The organism is Paenibacillus sedimenti, assembly GCF_014534655.1.
GTDB classification, from domain to species: domain Bacteria; phylum Bacillota; class Bacilli; order Paenibacillales; family NBRC-103111; genus Paenibacillus_E; species Paenibacillus_E sedimenti.
In genome coordinates, this window is the sequence record NZ_JACVVD010000003.1 from 142,628 (window position 1) to 161,680 (window position 19,053).

General features: G+C 48.0%; 14 protein-coding genes. All 14 read right to left on the reverse strand.

The window, feature by feature from the left end; translation table 11 throughout:
• Positions 1–197: 197 nt before the first annotated feature.
• The 14 genes from pnp to rseP all read right to left on the reverse strand — a co-directional run bounded on the left by pnp (position 198) and on the right by rseP (position 19,005).
• The gene (pnp, locus tag ICC18_RS09260; RefSeq protein ID WP_188174119.1) at positions 198–2,300 is read right to left on the reverse strand and encodes a polyribonucleotide nucleotidyltransferase; all 2,103 of its coding nucleotides are present in this window, start codon (positions 2,298–2,300) and stop codon (positions 198–200) included.
• Positions 2,301–2,641: 341 nt separating this feature from the next.
• Entirely contained in the window at positions 2,642–2,911 is a 270-nt protein-coding gene (gene rpsO, locus ICC18_RS09265; protein WP_188174120.1) for a 30S ribosomal protein S15, read from the reverse strand.
• 167 nt (positions 2,912–3,078) lie between these two features.
• On the reverse strand, positions 3,079–4,014 hold the full coding sequence (locus ICC18_RS09270) for a bifunctional riboflavin kinase/FAD synthetase (RefSeq protein WP_188174121.1): 936 nt from the start codon (positions 4,012–4,014) through the stop codon (positions 3,079–3,081).
• A 153-nt stretch (positions 4,015–4,167) separates the two neighbouring features.
• Positions 4,168–5,082, reverse strand: coding sequence for a tRNA pseudouridine(55) synthase TruB (truB, locus tag ICC18_RS09275; protein ID WP_188174122.1), 915 nt, complete (start codon positions 5,080–5,082; stop codon positions 4,168–4,170).
• Positions 5,079–6,080 (reverse strand): DHH family phosphoesterase, encoded by a 1,002-nt coding sequence (locus ICC18_RS09280; protein ID WP_223192460.1) that lies wholly within the window; start codon positions 6,078–6,080, stop codon positions 5,079–5,081. Before ICC18_RS09280 ends, truB begins: the two co-directional genes overlap by 4 nt.
• Positions 6,077–6,436 carry a 30S ribosome-binding factor RbfA gene (gene rbfA / locus ICC18_RS09285; protein ID WP_188174123.1) on the reverse strand — a complete coding sequence of 120 codons (360 nt, stop codon included), beginning with the start codon at positions 6,434–6,436 and terminating at the stop codon, positions 6,077–6,079. The genes ICC18_RS09280 and rbfA overlap by 4 nt, the downstream gene beginning before the upstream one ends.
• Positions 6,437–6,442: 6 nt before the next feature.
• Positions 6,443–9,328, reverse strand: coding sequence for a translation initiation factor IF-2 (infB, locus tag ICC18_RS09290; protein WP_188174124.1), 2,886 nt, complete (start codon positions 9,326–9,328; stop codon positions 6,443–6,445).
• Positions 9,321–9,647 (reverse strand): YlxQ family RNA-binding protein, encoded by a 327-nt coding sequence (locus ICC18_RS09295; protein WP_188174125.1) that lies wholly within the window; start codon positions 9,645–9,647, stop codon positions 9,321–9,323. The genes infB and ICC18_RS09295 overlap by 8 nt, the downstream gene beginning before the upstream one ends.
• The gene (rnpM, locus tag ICC18_RS09300; RefSeq protein ID WP_188174126.1) at positions 9,637–9,951 is read right to left on the reverse strand and encodes an RNase P modulator RnpM; all 315 of its coding nucleotides are present in this window, start codon (positions 9,949–9,951) and stop codon (positions 9,637–9,639) included. The genes ICC18_RS09295 and rnpM overlap by 11 nt, the downstream gene beginning before the upstream one ends.
• Positions 9,952–9,983: 32 nt before the next feature.
• On the reverse strand, positions 9,984–11,081 hold the full coding sequence (gene nusA / locus ICC18_RS09305) for a transcription termination factor NusA (protein ID WP_188174127.1): 1,098 nt from the start codon (positions 11,079–11,081) through the stop codon (positions 9,984–9,986).
• 36 nt (positions 11,082–11,117) lie between these two features.
• Entirely contained in the window at positions 11,118–11,582 is a 465-nt protein-coding gene (gene rimP / locus ICC18_RS09310; protein WP_312029504.1) for a ribosome maturation factor RimP, read from the reverse strand.
• A 261-nt stretch (positions 11,583–11,843) separates the two neighbouring features.
• Complete coding sequence (locus ICC18_RS09315) at positions 11,844–16,154, reverse strand: PolC-type DNA polymerase III (RefSeq protein WP_188174128.1); 4,311 nt, start codon at positions 16,152–16,154, stop codon at positions 11,844–11,846.
• An 81-nt stretch (positions 16,155–16,235) separates the two neighbouring features.
• Positions 16,236–17,684, reverse strand: a complete 1,449-nt coding sequence (proS, locus tag ICC18_RS09320; RefSeq protein ID WP_188174129.1) for a proline--tRNA ligase — start codon at positions 17,682–17,684, stop codon at positions 16,236–16,238.
• A 61-nt stretch (positions 17,685–17,745) separates the two neighbouring features.
• Entirely contained in the window at positions 17,746–19,005 is a 1,260-nt protein-coding gene (gene rseP / locus ICC18_RS09325; RefSeq protein WP_188174130.1) for an RIP metalloprotease RseP, read from the reverse strand.
• Positions 19,006–19,053 lie beyond the last annotated feature (48 nt).

Consider the following 19,053-nt stretch of genomic DNA (forward strand, 5'->3'; position numbering starts at 1 on the left):
ATCGTAAGCATAAACCTAAGTTTTGCTAAAGCAAAACTTGCATCGTAAACATAAGCTTTCCTTATGTCCAGATATTATGCGGAGGAGGACAAGATTAGAACGGCAAGTCCAAACCTTTTGAAATGCAAAAAAGAGACAGATTGATCTGACTCTTTATCCGTTAAATATGAAGTTGTGACTGCGCAAGTCACGCGGCTTTAGGTTTGAGCCGGGACTTGCGGAGTTAGTGTTGCTTTGCGGGATAGATTGACTCTGCCCTGCTGATCGATTTCGGTTACTTTAACGGTAATTTGATCGCCGACATTCACTACATCTTCTACTTTCGCAACGCGCTCAGTGGAAAGCTGTGAAATGTGAACCAGACCTTCTTTACCAGGAAGAATTTCCACGAATGCACCGAACTTCTCGACACGTTTTACCGTTCCGAGGTACGTTTCACCTACAACAACTTCGCGCACGATACCTTCGATGATGGACCGTGCTTTCTCATTCATCTCTTGGTTCGAAGAGGCAATGAATACGCGGCCATCCTGCTCGATATCGATTTTTACGCCGGTTTCTTCAATAATTTTATTAATGATTTTACCGCCAGCTCCGATAACGTCACGGATTTTGTCCGGATTGATTTGCATGGTAAGAATTTTTGGCGCGTATGGCGATAGAGCTTTCTTAGGCTCATCGATGCGGGAAAGCATTTTATTCAGGATGTGCATACGGCCTTCTTTGGCCTGTTCCAAAGATTGCTGCAGGATGCTGCGGTCGATTCCATCGATTTTGATATCCATTTGCAGTGCTGTTACGCCTTTGGCCGTGCCTGCTACTTTGAAATCCATGTCGCCAAGGTGATCTTCCATCCCCTGAATATCAGAAAGAATCGAGAAATGATCGCCGTCTTTGATCAGACCCATGGCAATACCCGCTACCGGGGCTTTGATCGGTACGCCTGCATCCATCAGAGCGAGTGTACTTGCGCAAATACTTGCTTGTGAAGTCGAACCATTGGATTCAAGCACCTCAGACACAAGACGAATTGTGTACGGGAAGTCTATCTCGTTAGGAATGATTGGCTCTAAGGCTCTCTCACCTAATGCACCATGTCCGATTTCGCGGCGGCCTGGGGGACGAAGCGGTCTTGCTTCACCAACGGAGAACGGCGGGAAGTTGTAATGATGCATGAAACGTTTGGTTTCTGTCAGATCAAGTCCATCAAGGATCTGTACATCGCCAAGCGCACCTAATGTACAAACGCTAAGCGCCTGGGTTTGTCCACGTGTGAACAATCCGGAACCGTGTGTACGCGGCAGCAGCGTGATATCGCACTCGATTGGGCGAATTTCTTCCAGCTTACGGCCGTCAGGTCTTACTTTATCGTGCGTGATCAGGCGGCGAACTTCTTCTTTTACGATGTCATACAACGTTTCTTTGACGTCATCCATCGCATCCGGTGTTTCTGTGTAAACTGCTGTGAAATGTTCTACAGCTTCAGCGTTAACAACATCAATCGCATCTTGGCGAGCGTGTTTCTCAGGAATTTTGATCGCTTCCACCAATCTTGCTTGTGCGAACTCGCGGACAGCTTGGCTAATTGCAGCATCAACAGCGTGAAGTTTCACTTCCATTTTCGGTTTGCCGGCTTGATGTACCAGGTCTTCAATCACGGATACGATTTTGCGGATTTCATCATGACCGAACATAATCGCTTCGAGCATAACTTCCTCAGGCACTTCGTTTGCGCCCGCTTCAACCATCATGATCGCGTCTTTCGTTCCTGCAACCACCAGATGAATGTCGCTTTTCTCGGCTTGCTCAGTCGTTGGATTGATCACGAATTGACCATCGACACGTCCTACAATAACGCCGCCGATCGGACCGTTAAAAGGAACGTCGGAAATCGCTAATGCTGCGGAAGTACCGATCATAGCTGCAATTTCCGGAGAGCATTCCTGGTCAACGCTCATCACGATCGAAACGATTTGCACATCGTTACGGAAACCTTCCGGGAACAGCGGACGAATCGGACGGTCTGTCAGACGGCTAGCCAGAATCGCTTTTTCGCTTGGACGCCCTTCACGTTTGATAAATCCTCCCGGAATTTTACCAACGGAATATAATCTTTCTTCATAGTTCACAGTTAGCGGGAAGAAATCCAGATCCTTTGGCTCGCTGGATGCCGTAACTGTACAAAGTACAACCGTATCGCCATAACGTGCGGTAACAGCTGCATTGGCCTGTTTGGCAAGTCGGCCCGTTTCAAGTATGAACGGTCTGCCGCCAAGGTCCATCTGTACCCTTTTCTCCATAGTATCCTCCTTAGAGTTTTGCTTTAGCAAAACTTTCTTCGTAAACTTACTCTGAGCTTTTGTTAGAAACTTGCATCATTAGCTTAGAGCGTTACTTTCAAGTGTGAAATGGTTATGCAATGCGCAGAAATATGAATGTAAGCATCAGCTTCTGCTTGTCAAGCTCTGTATGTATGCCAAATGTTACCTAGAGCCGGGCATTACCTCTATTTCTGCGTAATACCTAGTATTTCCTTCTTTTACGGTTTTAAAAATACAAGAAAAAGCAACCTGGTTGCCGCTCTTCGCTTTAGCTTATCAAGCCCAGCAAAGGAGCAACAGGTTGCTTCTCATTGTCGGTTTTATCGACGCAAACCAAGCTTTTCAATCAAAGCACTGTAACGGCTCACATCTTTGTTCTTCAGGTATGCCAGCAGCTTACGGCGTTGTCCAACCATTTTAAGCAAACCACGGCGGGAATGATGATCTTTCTTGTGTGTCCGCAAATGATTTGTCAGGTTGACAATGTTTTCCGTAAGGATAGCTACTTGTACTTCCGGAGAACCCGTATCGGTATCATGTACCTTGTGAGTTGCAATCAGTTGTGTTTTGCGTTCTTGTGTTAATGCCATCCTTGTTCACCTCCTGTTCCATAATATCCCCTGTAGCCGAGATCACGCCGGTGATAGCGGGGTTCCAAGCTAAGGTTCAGCGCAAAAAGAAAAGGTTCCTTTTGACAACGTTACTCAGTATAACATAATCAATAGGCAGAAGTAAATGCTTGCTTTAGACAAGCTGCTCATAATCTTGCTTTTGCCGTTTCGGCGTCCTGCTTGATTTGAGCTATGAGCTCGTCAATCGAAGCAAACTTTTGTTCAGCCCGAAGATAAGCAATCAAATCAACCGTAATGTGCTCTCCATAAATTTGATCGGAGAAATCAAAAAGATGGGCTTCCAGCGATTGTTTCAACTCTCCGGTTGCAACTGTCGGCTTAACGCCGATATTCATGACGCCTTTATAGCTTACACCATTCACAGAAGCTTTAATCGCATACACACCATTAACTGGAACAACATAGGGCTCGTCCAATTGAATATTAGCTGTCGGAAAGCCAAACGTGCGCCCCCGCTTCGCCCCATCTACGACAATGCCGCTCATACTGTACGGACGTCCGAGCAGTCGGGTCACTGTTTCGATATCCCCATGCTGCAAGGACTCGCGAATTAAGGTACTGCTTACTTTTTCCCCGTCCATATGAAAAGGTCTCACCACTTCAACGGAAAATTTGCCGTGACTCAGCTCGCAGAGCGAATCCGGGGTTCCTTTGCCTTGATAGCCAAATGTAAAGTCAAAACCGCAAATGACACTATCGACGCCCAATCGGTGCAGCACTTGATCGACAAACTGCTCCGGTGAAAGTCTCATCAATGAGGCATCAAAAGTCACAATGTAAACATGATTTACACCAAGGGAAGCGAACAGTTCCATCTTCTTCTTCATTGGGGTCAAGAGTTCTGTATACTTGTCCTGCCCCATTACAGCTCTAGGATGCGGATGAAACGTCATAATCGCAGCAGGAAGACGAAGACGCTCAGCGGTCTGTATCGCACGACCAATGACTTCCCGATGTCCCAGGTGAACACCATCAAAGTCACCAATCGCCACGACCTGCTTCCCCACATAAATGGGGGCTGACTCCAAATCCATCGGATACGATAGCGGGATTATTTGCATATAAGTTCATTTCACCTACCCATTTCAACCTGTCCGGCCAGCTATAATTCTACATATAATAAAGATTTGAAAAGTCCGCTTTCAGAACCGAGAAGGTTGGATGTATCCCGGAGAAGGAGGAACGGAGCGTAAGCGGGCTTTTCAAATTACATCTTAAACGAATACTTTGGCCGGGATTAGGCTTTGGCTTACACTTTTCCATTCAAAAATACCAAGAAACCGTTCATCCGGAGAGTAAGCCCGGAATATCGATGGTGATGCATCCGCCCCCGCAGCTCGCTCCGGACTCATGGTAATTTTCTTGCCCTGCAACGCATGAACCGCTTCTTCCGCGGTTAGCCGGATCGATGGGATATGCGCAATCGCTTTATCCATTGGTATCAGGTGCGCTTGCAGCGAACCGTCCGCTTTGAGCTGCTCGATCTGTTCAAAAGTCAGACACTGCTCTTTGCGAAGGCTCCCTGTCGAGGTGCGAATCAAGCTTTTCATAACGGCGGGATAGCCGAGAGCTTTACCAATATCCACGCATAAGGTACGGATGTATGTTCCTTTGGAGCAGGAAACTCGGATATGGATTTCAGGATGCTGCTCTTGTAAGTTCATCCCGAGTATCTCAAGGTCATGAATGGTGACTTTCCGCGATTTCCGCTCAACCTCTTTGCCTTCCCGTGCCAACTCATACAGGCGCTTCCCATCAACCTTGACTGCTGAGAACATGGGCGGCACCTGCTCGATTTCGCCGAGAAAGGATGCTAGCGTCACGCGGATCTGATTCTCGGTGAGACTGACCTGCTCTACTTCCTCCAGAATTGCTCCTGTCATGTCCTCAGTATCCGTAGAAAGCCCAATCCGAAGTACGGCTTCATATTGTTTAGGAAGCTCTTGAATGTATTCAACCATTCGGGTTGCTCGTCCGATACAAAGCGGTAAAACCCCGGTTACTTGCGGGTCCAGCGTTCCAGTATGACCAATTCTCTTGATACCGAGTATTCGCCTTACTTTGGCTACAACATCGTGAGAAGTAAACCCTGCAGGCTTCCAAACAGGCAAAACACCTTCTAGCGTCATATCAGTTCTGTCCCTACTTCCTGAACCATTCTCGCTATTGCTTCATCCAGCGTACCATGGATGGTACAGCCTGATGCGCGAACGTGACCGCCGCCACCTAAAGATTGGGCGATCTGAGCGACGTCCACTCTGCCAGCTGAACGAAGGCTTACCTTAATGACGCCGCGCGCTTTTTCCTTAAACAGGATGCCAACCTCGACACCCTCTACATTACGCGGATAATTGACAAGGCCGTCCAAGTCATCACTGGAAGCCCCTGTAATCTCTAAATCTGCTAAAGAAACTGCAAGCCAGGCAAGCTTACGGTCATGGGCAAAAGAGAGCGTGGAAAGCGCTCTTTGCAGCAGTACCGTCTGTGAATAGGTCAGCCGCTCCAGCACGTGCTCCGCGATGACCGAACCTTGAACGCCGAGTTCTAATAAACTTGCACCAATTCGCATGACTTCAGGAGTCGTATTGGAGTAACGGAATCCACCGGTATCCGTCAACAGTCCCGTATAAAAGCAATCACCAACCTCTAAAGTTGGCACCAAGTTCATATGTATGACCAAATCATATAAAATCTGCACCGTTGCCGCGGCATCGTGCTTAATCAGATGGCAGGAACCGAACCTATCGTTTGTGGGATGATGATCAATATTGAGCAATTGGACTTGCTCATCAAAAAGAGTGCTGATCTTACCCATTCTGGAAAAATCAGCACAATCCACACTTATGATCGATTGGTAAAGCCTTTGCGAAGATTCCTTGCTGAAATCAATCACTTGATCACTTCCCCATAAATAGGAAAATTTGGAGGGCATAGCGCCCTCATTGATCATGGTGAACGATTTTCCAAGCTGCTTCAATATCCAGCCTGTCGCATACGTAGAACTGGCGGCATCCCCATCCGGCTGGATATGGGATACCACCAGGAAATCATCATGCTGCTCGATAAACTTCGCAGCGGCTTCGAGCTGCTGCACGTATTCGGGTGCATGGTTCATTCCATTCTTCATACGTTTTGATTTCCTTCCTGATTGAGCTGGTGCAGCAAGTTATCAATACGGCTTCCATAATCGATGGAAGCATCGAACTTGAACTGCAGATCCGGAATTTTACGCAAACGAATTCGTTTGCCTAATTCCGAACGAATGTACCCCGTTCCGGTAGACAGCGCCTTAAGTGTCGCTGCCTTCTCTTCCTCGGTTCCCATTACGCTTAGGTAAACGCGAGCCAGAGATAAATCGTTCGTTACTTCAACGCCGGTAACGGTTAAGAAGCCAATGCGCGGATCTTTTAATTCGGATTGTACGATTTGGCTAAGCTCTTTCTTGATCTGCTCGCCGACTCGCCCTACGCGAACTCTAGCCATAAGTCATCACCTCTCAACGGACTCCATGATGAAGGCTTCAATAATGTCCCCTTCTTTAATATCATGATAACGCTCCAGAGATATACCACATTCGTAGCCTTGAGCAACTTCTTTTGCATCATCCTTGAATCTTTTCAGGGAATCGATCTTGCCTTCATGCACCACGATGCCGCCGCGGATCAAGCGCAATTGAGCATTACGTGCAATTTTACCGGATGTGACCATACAACCTGCAATGGTTCCAGCGCCTGTAATTTTGAACACGTTACGCACTTCTGCTTGACCAAGTGTAACTTCTTTGAAGACCGGATCCAGCATCCCTTTCATGGCCTGCTCGATTTCTTCAATGACGTTATAAATGATGTTATGCAGACGAATATCAACTTTCTCTTGATCAGCAGTCGATTTGGCTGCCGGCTCAGGACGGACGTTGAAACCGATAATAATCGCATTCGATGCCGAAGCAAGGATAATATCGGACTCGGTGATGGCTCCTACGCCGTTGTGAAGGATTTTAACGCGAACGCCTTCCACTTCGATTTTTTCCAACGAGCTTTTCAGTGCTTCTACAGAACCTTGAACGTCACCTTTGATGATCACATTCAGATCCTTGATTTCGCCGTCTTTAATATGCTTAAAGAGATCATCCAACGTGACGCGGGAGTTTGCCGTCATCTCGGATTGGCGCAGAGCTATAGCGCGGCGTTCCGCAATGTCTCTCGCTTTACGCTCGTCTTCATATGCCAGGAACGGATCCCCTGCTTGAGGAACTTCAGTCAGACCTGTGATCTCAACCGGGGTCGAAGGACCTGCTTCTTTCAGACGTTTACCTTTATCATTCACCATAGCTCTTACACGGCCGAAATGAACGCCTGCAACGAAGCTGTCGCCAACTTTCAGTGTTCCATGTTGAATCAAAATTCTCGCTACCGGACCTCTGCCTTTATCCAGCTCAGCCTCGATGACCGTACCTCTTGCACGCTTGTTCGGATTCGCTTTGTACTCTTGCACTTCAGCAACCAGAAGAATCATTTCAAGCAGATTCTCAAGTCCGATGCGCTGTTTTGCAGAGATCTCACAGAAGATCGTGTCGCCGCCCCACTCTTCGGGAACAAGCTCGTAAGCAGTAAGCGCCTGTTTGATTTGATCAGGGTTTGCGCCCTCTTTATCGATTTTGTTAACAGCCACGATGATCGGAACACCGGCGGCTTTCGCATGACTGATAGCCTCCACGGTTTGTGGCATAACCCCGTCATCTGCTGCAACAACGATAATCGTTATATCCGTTACTTGTGCGCCGCGGGCACGCATTGTCGTGAACGCTTCGTGACCTGGAGTATCCAGGAACGTAATCTTCTTCTGATTGACTTCAACTTGATAAGCACCGATGTGCTGGGTAATCCCGCCTGCTTCGCCTTCTGTCACATTCGTCGAACGAATGGCATCAAGCAGAGTCGTTTTACCATGGTCAACGTGACCCATGATCGTTACAACAGGTGGACGTTCCAGCAGATCCGCCTCATCGTCGACTTCTTCAAAAGTCTCAAAGTTATCTTCTTCGACTTTGATTTTCACTTCAACCTCGACGCCGAATTCCGTTGCGATCAATTGAATGGCATCCAAATCCAGCTCTTGGTTAATAGTAGCCATTGTTCCAAGGAACAAGAGCTTTTTAATAACCTCGGAAGCATCCTTATGAAGCAATTTCGCCGTTTCACCGACCGTCATAGTGCCGCGAACGATGATTTTCTTAGGCGTATTGTCGATTTTTTCTTTCTTGACCGTTTCCTGCTGGAATCTGCCTCTATTGTTGCCGCGTTGATTATTGCGGTTTTGTCCGCCTGGACCGCGTTTTGCACCCGATCTATTATCATCAAAACGATTTGGGGTAGGCTTCGTTTTCTTCGTTGTTTTCACGCCAGCTTTAGCTGCAGCTTCATCCAGCTCTGCTGCTGTTGCTCCTACGTGGAACTGTGGTTTCGCCTCTTGAATGACCGGTCTTCCACTTTGGTTGCTGCGGTTGTCGAAAGGTCTGTTAGGACGGTTAGGACCCGCACCGCCACGGTTTGGAGTTCCGCCTTGCGGGCGGTTGCTGCTAGGGCCTTGACCACTTGGTCCTGTGCTTCCGGCACCTTGATTCGGACGAGCGCCCGCATAGTTGCTGCTGCGATTACTGCCGCCTGCTCCCTGGCCTTGGCTGGAGCCTTGGCCGCCTGGACGGTTACCATAGTTGCCGCCGCCTGCATTGCCTGGACGCTGGTCATTCGAGCGGTAAGGAGGTCTATCGCCGGTACGTTGTCCTTGGCCTTGGCCTTGACCGCTTGGGCGTTGACCTTGACCTTGATACCCGGATCGTTGCCCCTGGCCCTGGCCTTGGCCGCCAGGACGCTGTCCCTGGCCTTGGCCGGTCGGGCGCTGCCCTTGACCTTGACCACTAGGGCGTTGATCCCGCCCAGGCTGAGCCGGGCGGCTTGCTACATACTGATCATCCGAACGTCTAGGTGCTTGGGATTGCCCTTGTGTAGATGATTGATTTTGCTGCGGCGTATTGTTACCGCTATTCGTTTGCTCAGTGGCAACCGGCTTCGAAGCCGTCGTTGCTGCACCCTTATTCTCCTGTGCTGGAGCCTGCGTAGCAGGTTTCTGATTCGTCGTAGATGAACTCACATTTCCTCCGTCCGTAGCTGCTCGTTTGGCAGCCGCATTTGCTTTAATATCACGAAAAAACTTTTCAACACTATCTACTGCTTCGTTCTCCATCACGCTCATATGGTTGTTAACGGGAATATTTAGACGTTTGAGAATCGTAATGATTTCTTTGCTGCTCATATTGAGCGATTTCGCGTATTCGTAAACGCGTGTCTTATCTTTATTGTCTTGTTTATTAGTCAATAGTTTTCACCTCCGCAGGATTTACCTGACACTTCTGCAGCATCTGCGCGAAGCCTCCGTCCAGTACGCCCAGGATGACGCGCATCTCTTTGCCAATGCTGCCGCCCAGCTCGTATTTCGTACCCAGTTCCATAAGCGGGACTTTATAAAACTGGCATTTATCTTGAAATTTTTTACGCGTATTGTCCGAAGCGTCTTCCGCCATAATGACAAGCTTCGCTTCGCCAGAACGAATCGCTTTAAAGACGCTTTCATCGCCTGAGACCAGCTTACCTGCCCGCATTGCCAACCCCAATTGGGATAAAAATTTATTCTTCATCGCCGGGTTCCTCCTCTTTTGAGGAGAGAAACTCGTCTTCAACACGAATGAAATCCTGCTCCAATTGATCATAAATATCAGCGCTAACGGCATGCTTCAGCGCCCGATCCAGCGCCTTGCTCTTCTTGGCCAACTTAAAACAAGATACTTTGCCGCACAGGTAGGCGCCGCGCCCGGACTTCTTTCCTTTCAAATCGATGAGAATTTCGTCCTCAGGCGTTTTGACGACGCGGATCAAGTCCCTCTTCGGCATCATCTCCTGGCAGGCCACGCATTTTCTTAGAGGGATTTTTCTCTGCTTCATACCGATCACCCCTTGCTCCAGGCAACTACCCGTTAGTCAATGCTAACGGAATCTTGATGCATTTCTTCCGTATACGTTTTCGGTCTGCCGTATTCTTGCTCCGCCTGTGTCTCGCTTTTAATGTCGATTTTCCAGCCGGTCAGCTTCGCCGCCAAACGCGCGTTCTGGCCTTTGATGCCAATAGCAAGAGAAAGTTGATAATCCGGCACGATGACGCGCGCCATTTTCTCGCTTTCATGCACCTGCACTTCAAGCACTTTGGAAGGACTGAGCGCATTCGCCACGTATTCTTCCACGCTTTCCATCCAGCGTACGATATCGATTTTCTCACCGCGAAGCTCGCCAACGATCGTTTGCACGCGCAGACCTTTAGGCCCTACGCAGGAACCGACAGGATCGACTTCGGCGTTACGGGAGTGAACGGCGATTTTGGAGCGGAAACCCGCTTCGCGAGCAACCGAACGAATTTCTACGACGCCGTCGAAAATCTCCGGAACTTCAAGCTCGAACAATCGTTTCAACAAGCCCGGATGCGTTCTGGAAAGAATGATTTGCGGGCCTTTCGTCGTATTTTCCACCTTCGTGATATACGCCTTAATGCGGTCGCCCTGCTTGAATTTGTCTGTCGGCATCAACTCAGTAAGCGGAAGCACCGCCTCGACTTTGCCCAGATCCACATAAATGTTGCGCTGATCTTGACGTTGAAGAATACCTGTAACGATATCCTCTTCCTTGTCAATAAAAGCGTTGTAAATCAAACCTCTCTCTGCTTCACGAATGCGCTGGGTCACCACTTGTTTCGCCGTTTGCGCTGCAATCCGACCGAAATCACGAGGCGTTACTTCAATCTCAACGATATCATCTAATTGATAATTCGGATTGATTTCACGTGCTGCATGCAGTGAAATCTCCATTCTCGGATCGAGTACATCTTCCGTAACCGTTTTGCGGGCATATACTTTGATAAGTCCTGTTTGACGGTTAATATCCACGCGCACGTTCTGTGCAGTATTGAAATTCCGCTTATAACTCGAAATCATCGCCGCCTCAATCGCATCGATCAGCAGCTCCTTGGAGATACCTTTCTCACGTTCAATTTCCGACAGCGCTTCGATAAAATCCATGTTCATTTGAACCGAGTTCCCCCTTTCAATAAGTAACGATTGCTAAAATACGATAGCCAACCGCGCGCTGGCGACTTTAGCAAACGGTATTGTAATCTTCTTCTTACCAACTTCAACAACGAGCTCATCGCCGTCAAACGAAAGCAGCTTACCTTCAAACTCTTTGGAGCCGTCAATCGGCTCGTAAGTGGTAACAAATACGTGACTGCCCACAGCTTTATGATAATCCTGCACTTTTTTGAGTGGACGTTCCGCTCCTGGAGAGGATACTTCCAAGAAGTAAGCGTCTGGGATTGGGTCCTTCTCATCGAGCTGAGCGCTCAAGTATTCGCTGATGCGGCCGCAATCATCTATATCAATGCCGCCTTCTTTGTCTGCATAGACGCGAAGGAACCAGTTGCTGCCTTCTTTCACGTATTCAATATCTACCAGTTCAAATCCATTTTGTTCGATGAAATCTTTTAGCATGTCCTCAATGACGGATTTGATTTGTGCTTGAGTAACCACGGATTGATTAACCCTCCTAAAATGAACTTCGCGTTATAAAATCATGTTTAAAAAGTCGACTTTTTAAACTTCATCTAATAACGAAAAGTCCTATATCAAAATGTAAAGAGTGGGTTTCCCCACTCTTTAATCACAAGATGATATCCTCATTATTGCCAAGAAAAATTATACCATAACCGTTTAGAGCTTTACAATAGCAAACTTGTTAATGAATTTCACTTGACAGGAAGTGTTTTTTGCAGAAAACCTGCTCCGCAAGCCTTAGAATAAAGATAATTGATTCGATTCAGGCAAACCGCGGAAACAACCCATCGATGAGAGAAGCTCGATGACCGTCTTCGACGCTTTCGAACGATTCTGGAAATCTTCGATGGACAGGAAGTCGCCGTCTTCCTTCGCTGCGGCGATGTTTTTGGCGGCACTCTCGCCAATCCCCTGCATCGCGGCAAACGGAGGTATAAGTGCTGTGCCATCAATGATAAACTTCGTAGCGTCGGACCGGTACAGATCGATCGGCTTGAAGCTGAAACCGCGCGACGTCATTTCGAGCGCCATCTCAAGAATGGAGACCATCGCTTTTTCCTTTGGCAAAGCTTGGAAGCCCTTCTCTTCGATCTCAATCAGTCGTTTCAAGATCGCGTCGTAGCCTTGACACAGCAGCTCAAGATCGAAATCAGCCGCCCTAACGCTGAAGTAAGTCGCATAGTAAGCGATCGGATGATAAACCTTGAAATAAGCTGTACGCACAGCCGAAATAACGTAAGCGGCGGCATGCGCTTTAGGGAACATGTATTCGATGCGTTCGCACGATTCGATATACCAGGCAGGCACGTTGCAGCGTTTCATTTCTTCTTTCCACTCGTCTGTAAGTCCTTTACCTTTACGAACGCTCTCCGTTATTTTGAAGGCGAGACCTGCATCCATTCCCGCTTTATAGATGAGGTAAAGCATAATGTCGTCACGACAACCGATAACGGTCTTAATGTTGCATATCCCTTTTTTAATAAGCTCCTGCGCATTGCCGAGCCAAACGCCGGTACCGTGTGAAAGTCCGGAAATTTGCAGCAAATCGGCAAATGAGCTTGGCTGCGTTTCCTGCAGCATCTGACGTACGAATTTCGTTCCCATCTCGGGAACGCCATAAGTGGCAACAGGAGAACGGATTTGCTCCGGAGTTACTCCAAGAGCGTCTGTGGAGCTGAAGATGCTCATCGCTTTCGGGTCGTTCATCGGAATCGTCGTTGGATCGACCCCCGTCAAATCTTGCAGCATTCGCATCATGGTCGGATCGTCATGGCCCAGAATATCGAGCTTCAGCAAGTTCGCATCGAAGGCATGATAATCGAAATGCGTCGTCTTCCATTCCGCGTTCACGTCATCGGCCGGATATTGGACCGGTGTAATATCATCAACTTCCATATAGTCAGGTACAACGACAATACCGCCGGGATGCTGCCCTGTGCTCCGTTTGACGCCGGTACAGCCTGCGGCGAGTCGACTCAGTTCGGCTCCCCGCCATTTCTGCCCCTGTTCTTCCTCATACTTCTTCACGAAGCCGAAGGCCGTCTTTTCTGCCACCGTACCGATCGTACCCGCACGGAACACGCATTTTTCACTAAACAGCACCTTGGTATAATTATGCGCTACGGGCTGATATACGCCCGAGAAGTTCAAATCGATATCGGGAACCTTATCCCCTTTAAAGCCGAGGAACGTTTCGAACGGAATATCATGGCCGTCGCCTTTCATATTCGCACCGCAGTTCGGGCAAATCTTGTTCGGGAGGTCGAAGCCGCTCGGCACGCTGCCGTCGAGGAACCATTCGCTCGTTTTGCACGAGTAGCATAAATAATGAGGCGGCAGCGGATTAACTTCCGATATGCCTAACATCATCGCAACGACAGATGATCCGACGGAGCCCCGGGAGCCGACCAGATACCCGTCTGCATTCGATTTCTTGACCAGACGCTCTGAAATCAAATAGTTCGCCGAGAAACCGTATTTAATGATCGGCACGAGCTCTTTCTCCAGCCGGGCAACGATAACTTCCGGCAGTTCATCGCCGTACATCCCTTTGGCCGTCGAATAACAAGTGTTGCGAATCTCCTCGTCCGCACCCTCGATAATAGGGGTAAACAGCTTGTCCGGGAAGAGCTGGATTTCTTCAAAACGATCCGCAAGCTCGTTGGTGCTGCGGATGACGACTTCCTGCGCCTTTTCTTCGCCGAGGAATTTGAACTCCTCTAACATCTCCTTTGTCGTGCGGAAGTGCGCATCCGGCTTCTTCATGTCCTTGAGCGGGCTAAAGCCCGTGATGCCGTTGATGGTAATATCCCTGCAAACTTTTTCTCGCGGATGCAAGTAATGCACATTGCCGGTTGCAATCACTGGCTTACCTGATTTGTAGCCAATTTCGCACACTCGGCGAACGGCATTTTCCAGATCCTCTTTACTCCCTACCAGACCTTTGTCCACCAGATGCATATTATAACTGACGGGCTGGATTTCAAGCACATCATAGAATTCGGCTACTTGTTCAGCTTCTTCTACGGATTTGTTAAGAACCGCCTCGAAAAATTCGCCTTTTTCACAGCCGGACGTCACAAGTAATCCTTCTCTATGTTCAACTAATACACTTTTCGGTATCGTAGCTACCCGGTGAAAATATTGCGTATGCGATAAGGAAATAAGTCTGAATAAATGCTTCTTGCCTATGGCATTGAGCGCGTAAATACAACAGTGAAATGGACGCTGATTCGATAAATCTTTACCCACATAATCATTCAATCTAGCAAGATTCGAAATCTGTCGGTCATAAGCTTCATTAATTAAATGATAGAGTACAAAGCCCAAAGCAATCGAGTCGTCAATCGCCCGGTGATGGTTATCCAAACTAACTTTGAATTTATCCGATAATGTATTCAAACGATGATTTTTCATTGATGGAAACAAGAAACGCGCGAGCTCCAAAGTATCGAGAGCAGAGTTCGTCACCTCCGGCAAACCCATGCGCTTCAAGTTGGCCTGGAGGAAGCCCATATCGAATCGCGCATTATGAGCAACGAGCACCGCATCGCCGACGAAATCGATGAATTTCGGCAGCTCCTGTTCAATGTCAGGCGCATCTTTGACCATATCATCGTTAATATTCGTCAATTGTTGGATGTTGTAAGGGATTTTCTCATGCGGGTTAATAAAGGTAGCAAAACGATCGATCTCTTTACCGTCCTGCATTTTCACACCGGCAAGCTCTATAATTCTATTGTTCGTGACAGATAGACCTGTAGTCTCGACGTCGAAAATAACGTAAGTGGCGGTCTTCAAATCTACATCTCGAGGATTCATAACAATAGGAACGGAGTCATTCACAACATTTGCTTCCAAGCCATAGATGACTTTAATTCCATGCTTCTTGCCCGCTTTACCCGCCTCAGGGAAACATTGGATGTTGCTGTGATCCGTAATCGCGATCGCCTTATGGCCCCATTTGGCCGCTGTTTTGATGTACTGGTCAACAGGCGTGAGTGCATCCATTGTACTCATCGACGTATGAAGGTGAAACTCGACTCGCTTCTCTACCGCATCATCCGTGCGGTCCTTGGGCGGCATCACTTCGCACAAATCGTTCGGGATCATGACGAGCTCAGGAATCTGCATAAACCGGTCGTATTCTACCTTGCCACGCGCGCGAATCCACGTGCCGTTCGATAAAAGACTGAGAATTTTAACATCGTCTTTCGTCTTGGCGAACACCTTCATGGACATGGAATCTGAGAAATCCGTCAGGTTAAACGTGAAAAGCGTGCTGCCGTTTCTCAGTTCTTTGACGTCGAGGCCGAAAACCGTGCCCTGAACGGTTACTTTCTTCTCTTCTTCCTGGATATCCTTCAGCGGAGTCGGCGCTTCCTTAATGTCGTAACCAATGACGAGCTTAAGTTCTCCCTCCGGAAGAGCCGAAGCTTCCTCCTCCTGTTCAATAGACATCATGATCTCTTGCGTCACGCTTCGCTCTTCTTGAGCTCTTTGCTGCGCAAACTTCTCGTATTCGGCTTCAATCTCCGTGCTGTCGCTCACGGCATATTTAACGGACAATTCCACTTGAAAAAAGTTATGATAAAAGTTCCGGATGAACATGTCGATGTTCTTCTTCTTCGCCAGATCCATGCCAATTTGATCCAGCATAATCAGCGTCAATGAATGGCCTTGTACGTCTATTCTCGCTTTGGCCATCCATCCGTTGATGGAGGCAGCTTCACGCTGCAACCATTCCATGAACAGACTCCAATATTCGTTGACTAGCGCCGCCGGCTCCGCTTGCTCGAACCGCCAAATGAAGCGAATTTTCGCAATATGCGCGAATTTTTCTTGAATCATTTTACAAAAAGAGCGGTATATGTTCTGAGGCACTAATTCATTTTTCACCAAATAAAAGGTCCAGTCGCGGTTTTTCCGGCTAATTTCTACTTGATCGATGTACCCTTCCGCAAAAAATGACCGAACGATATCGGCCGGAATCTCTGCTTGCTGCATCAAAAGCTCAAAGCGATTCCGTTTGTCAGCCATATTACTCATGAACATCCTCCCCAAAAAATACGAAGGGCAAAGGAGATGGTGCATTCCGTTTGCCCTTATGTTTTCTTTTAAACAACTCTATTAATAGCTTCTTCCGAATACGACTGTATGTTTGGCTGCTTCGCCGCAAACGAGGCAGGTCGACTTCGTCTCCGAAGGATTGAACGGAATATTCCTGCTTGTTGCGCCCGTCTCTTCCTTCACATGTGATTCGCAAGCGTCCGAACCGCACCAGCCAGCAAGTGCGAACCCGCGTTTGCCTTCGAGGAACGTCTTGAATTCATCAAGCGAATCCACAGCAATGTAATGCTCATCACGGAACTGCTTCGCTTTATCATACATCTGCTGATGAATCTCAGCAAGCAATTTCTCAATTTCTTCGACAAAGTTCGCCTGTGCCACGATTTTTTTCTCGCCGCTGACGCGGGAAACGAGAACGACTTGTCCATTCTCCATGTCGCGTGGTCCTAATTCAACACGAATCGGTACGCCGCGCATCTCGTATTCATTGAATTTCCAGCCTGGGCTTTGATCGGCGCGATCGTCCACCTTCACACGAACGCCGGCTTTCTTAAGCTGCGCATACAGCTCGTCCACGCGGCCAATCACTTGTTCTCTTGTCTTCGGAGGTCCGATTGGAATGATGACAACCTGCGTTGGTGCAACCTTTGGAGGCAGCGCAAGTCCGCGATCGTCACCGTGAACCATAATCAGTGCGCCGATGAGACGCGTGCTGACGCCCCATGAAGTCGTGTGCGCGAATTGGTGTTGATTTTCGCGATCCAAATATTTGATATCAAATGCGACAGCGAAATTAGTGCCAAGATAATGGGACGTACCTGCTTGTACCGCCTTGCCGTCCTTCATCATCGCCTCGATCGAGAACGTATCGACAGCACCGGCGAATTTCTCAGATGGTGTCTTTTGACCAACGATGACTGGAATCGCTAAGAAATTTTCTGCGAAATCACGGTACACTTCCAGCATTTGCATCGTTTCGCGGCGTGCATCTTGCTCATCCTCGTGAGCGGTATGACCTTCCTGCCATAAAAATTCACTTGTGCGCAGGAATGGTTGCGTACGCTTCTCCCAACGAACAACGTTGGCCCACTGATTGATCAAGAGCGGCAGATCACGGTAAGAGTTAATCCATTCGGAATACATGTGGCCGATCATTGTCTCCGAAGTTGGACGAATCGCCAGACGCTCTTCCAGTTTCTCTCCGCCCGCTTCCGTTACCCAAGGCAATTCCGGATTGAAGCCTTCAACGTGTTCTTTTTCCTTTTGGAAAAAGCTTTCGGGAATGAATAGCGGGAAATACGCGTTGCGGTGACCTGTTTCCTTGAAACGGGTATCAAGCTCCCGCTGAATGTTCTCCCAGATCTCATAACCGTCCGGCTTGAAAACGATACAACCGCGGACAGGCGAATAGCTCATCAAGTCTGCTTTCTTAATAACATCTATGTACCAACGGGAGAAATCTTCTCCCTGAGGTGTAATTTCTTTAACAAACTGCTTATCGTTCGACATGTGCGCCTCCTAAAAGTTTTGCTTTTGCAAAACTGACTTCGTAAGCATAAACTCTCCATGACTATCCTTTAATCAACCGTAAAATATCATTATAGGTCACCGCTACCATGAGCAGCATTAACAACGCAAAGCCGATAAAATGAACCATGCTCTCGCGATTCGGATCAATCGGCTTGCCGCGCAGAGCTTCCAGTCCCATAAAGAGAAGACGGCTGCCGTCAAGAGCCGGGATCGGTAATAGATTGAATATCCCGAGGTACAAACTGAGCGTAGCCGCCCATGAAATCAGATACGTCATGCCGAGCTTGGCGAACTCCGCCGATACTTGCGCAGTCCGGACAGGACCTCCAAGGTCATCCAGCTTGAATTGAAGCATGACAAGCTTTTGCAACCCCGTCACGATGCCAATCGTGGTCCCCACTACTTGCTCGTATGTGCCTTCCATCACTTCGGTAAATGTGGCATTTCTTCGATCCCCCGAAATCACAACACCAAGCTTACCTGCACCGGCTTCCATTTCTGGAGTCACTTGAAGCGTGATTGGATTACCCGCACGATCGACCAACCATGTCATTGGTTTGCCGGCAGATTGTTGAATGGCTGTCACCAGCTTTTCGCGATCATCGCCGATCGGTTGATTATCAATAGAAATGATAATATCGCCCTTATGAAGACCGGCTTTTTCACCCGCTTTACCTGCCATAACCGAATCCAATTTTACGTTTGTAAACACGCCTGACATAATTACGACAATCAGGAATAAGACAATCGCCAGAATAAAATTCATAACTGGACCCATGACAATAGCAAGAGCACGCTGACCTACAGATTTACTGCCAAATTGTCGATCATAAGGAGCAATTTGCGTCTCCGTCCCTTTGGCGACCATCATAGCTTGGGGGTCAATGGGATAGGTAACCGTTTCTCCATCCACGTCCAAAGTTACTTTAAGGCTTCTCTCAAAATCAATTTGCTCAACAACCCCCATGATGACATTAGAGCGCCGATCCAATTGATCCAAATAAATAGCGTTAACTTGATTCGTATTGTTGAGCTGAACCGCAATCGTTTGACCTGGGTTCACTTGCACGATCTCAGGGTCTTCACCGGCCATACGCACGAATCCGCCAATCGGCAAAATACGCAGAGTGTACCTGGTCTCCCCTTTTTTATATGAAAAAAGCTTGGGTCCGAAGCCGATGGCAAATTCCCTCACAAGAATGCCTGCGCGCTTGGCAAAATAAAAATGACCCCATTCATGAATCGTCACCAGAACGAAAAACAATAAAATAACTTTCAATCCAACTTCTATGGCTGACAAGTCGTATTTCCTCCTTAGAGTTTTGCTGTTTAAGGCTTGCTTGCTTTT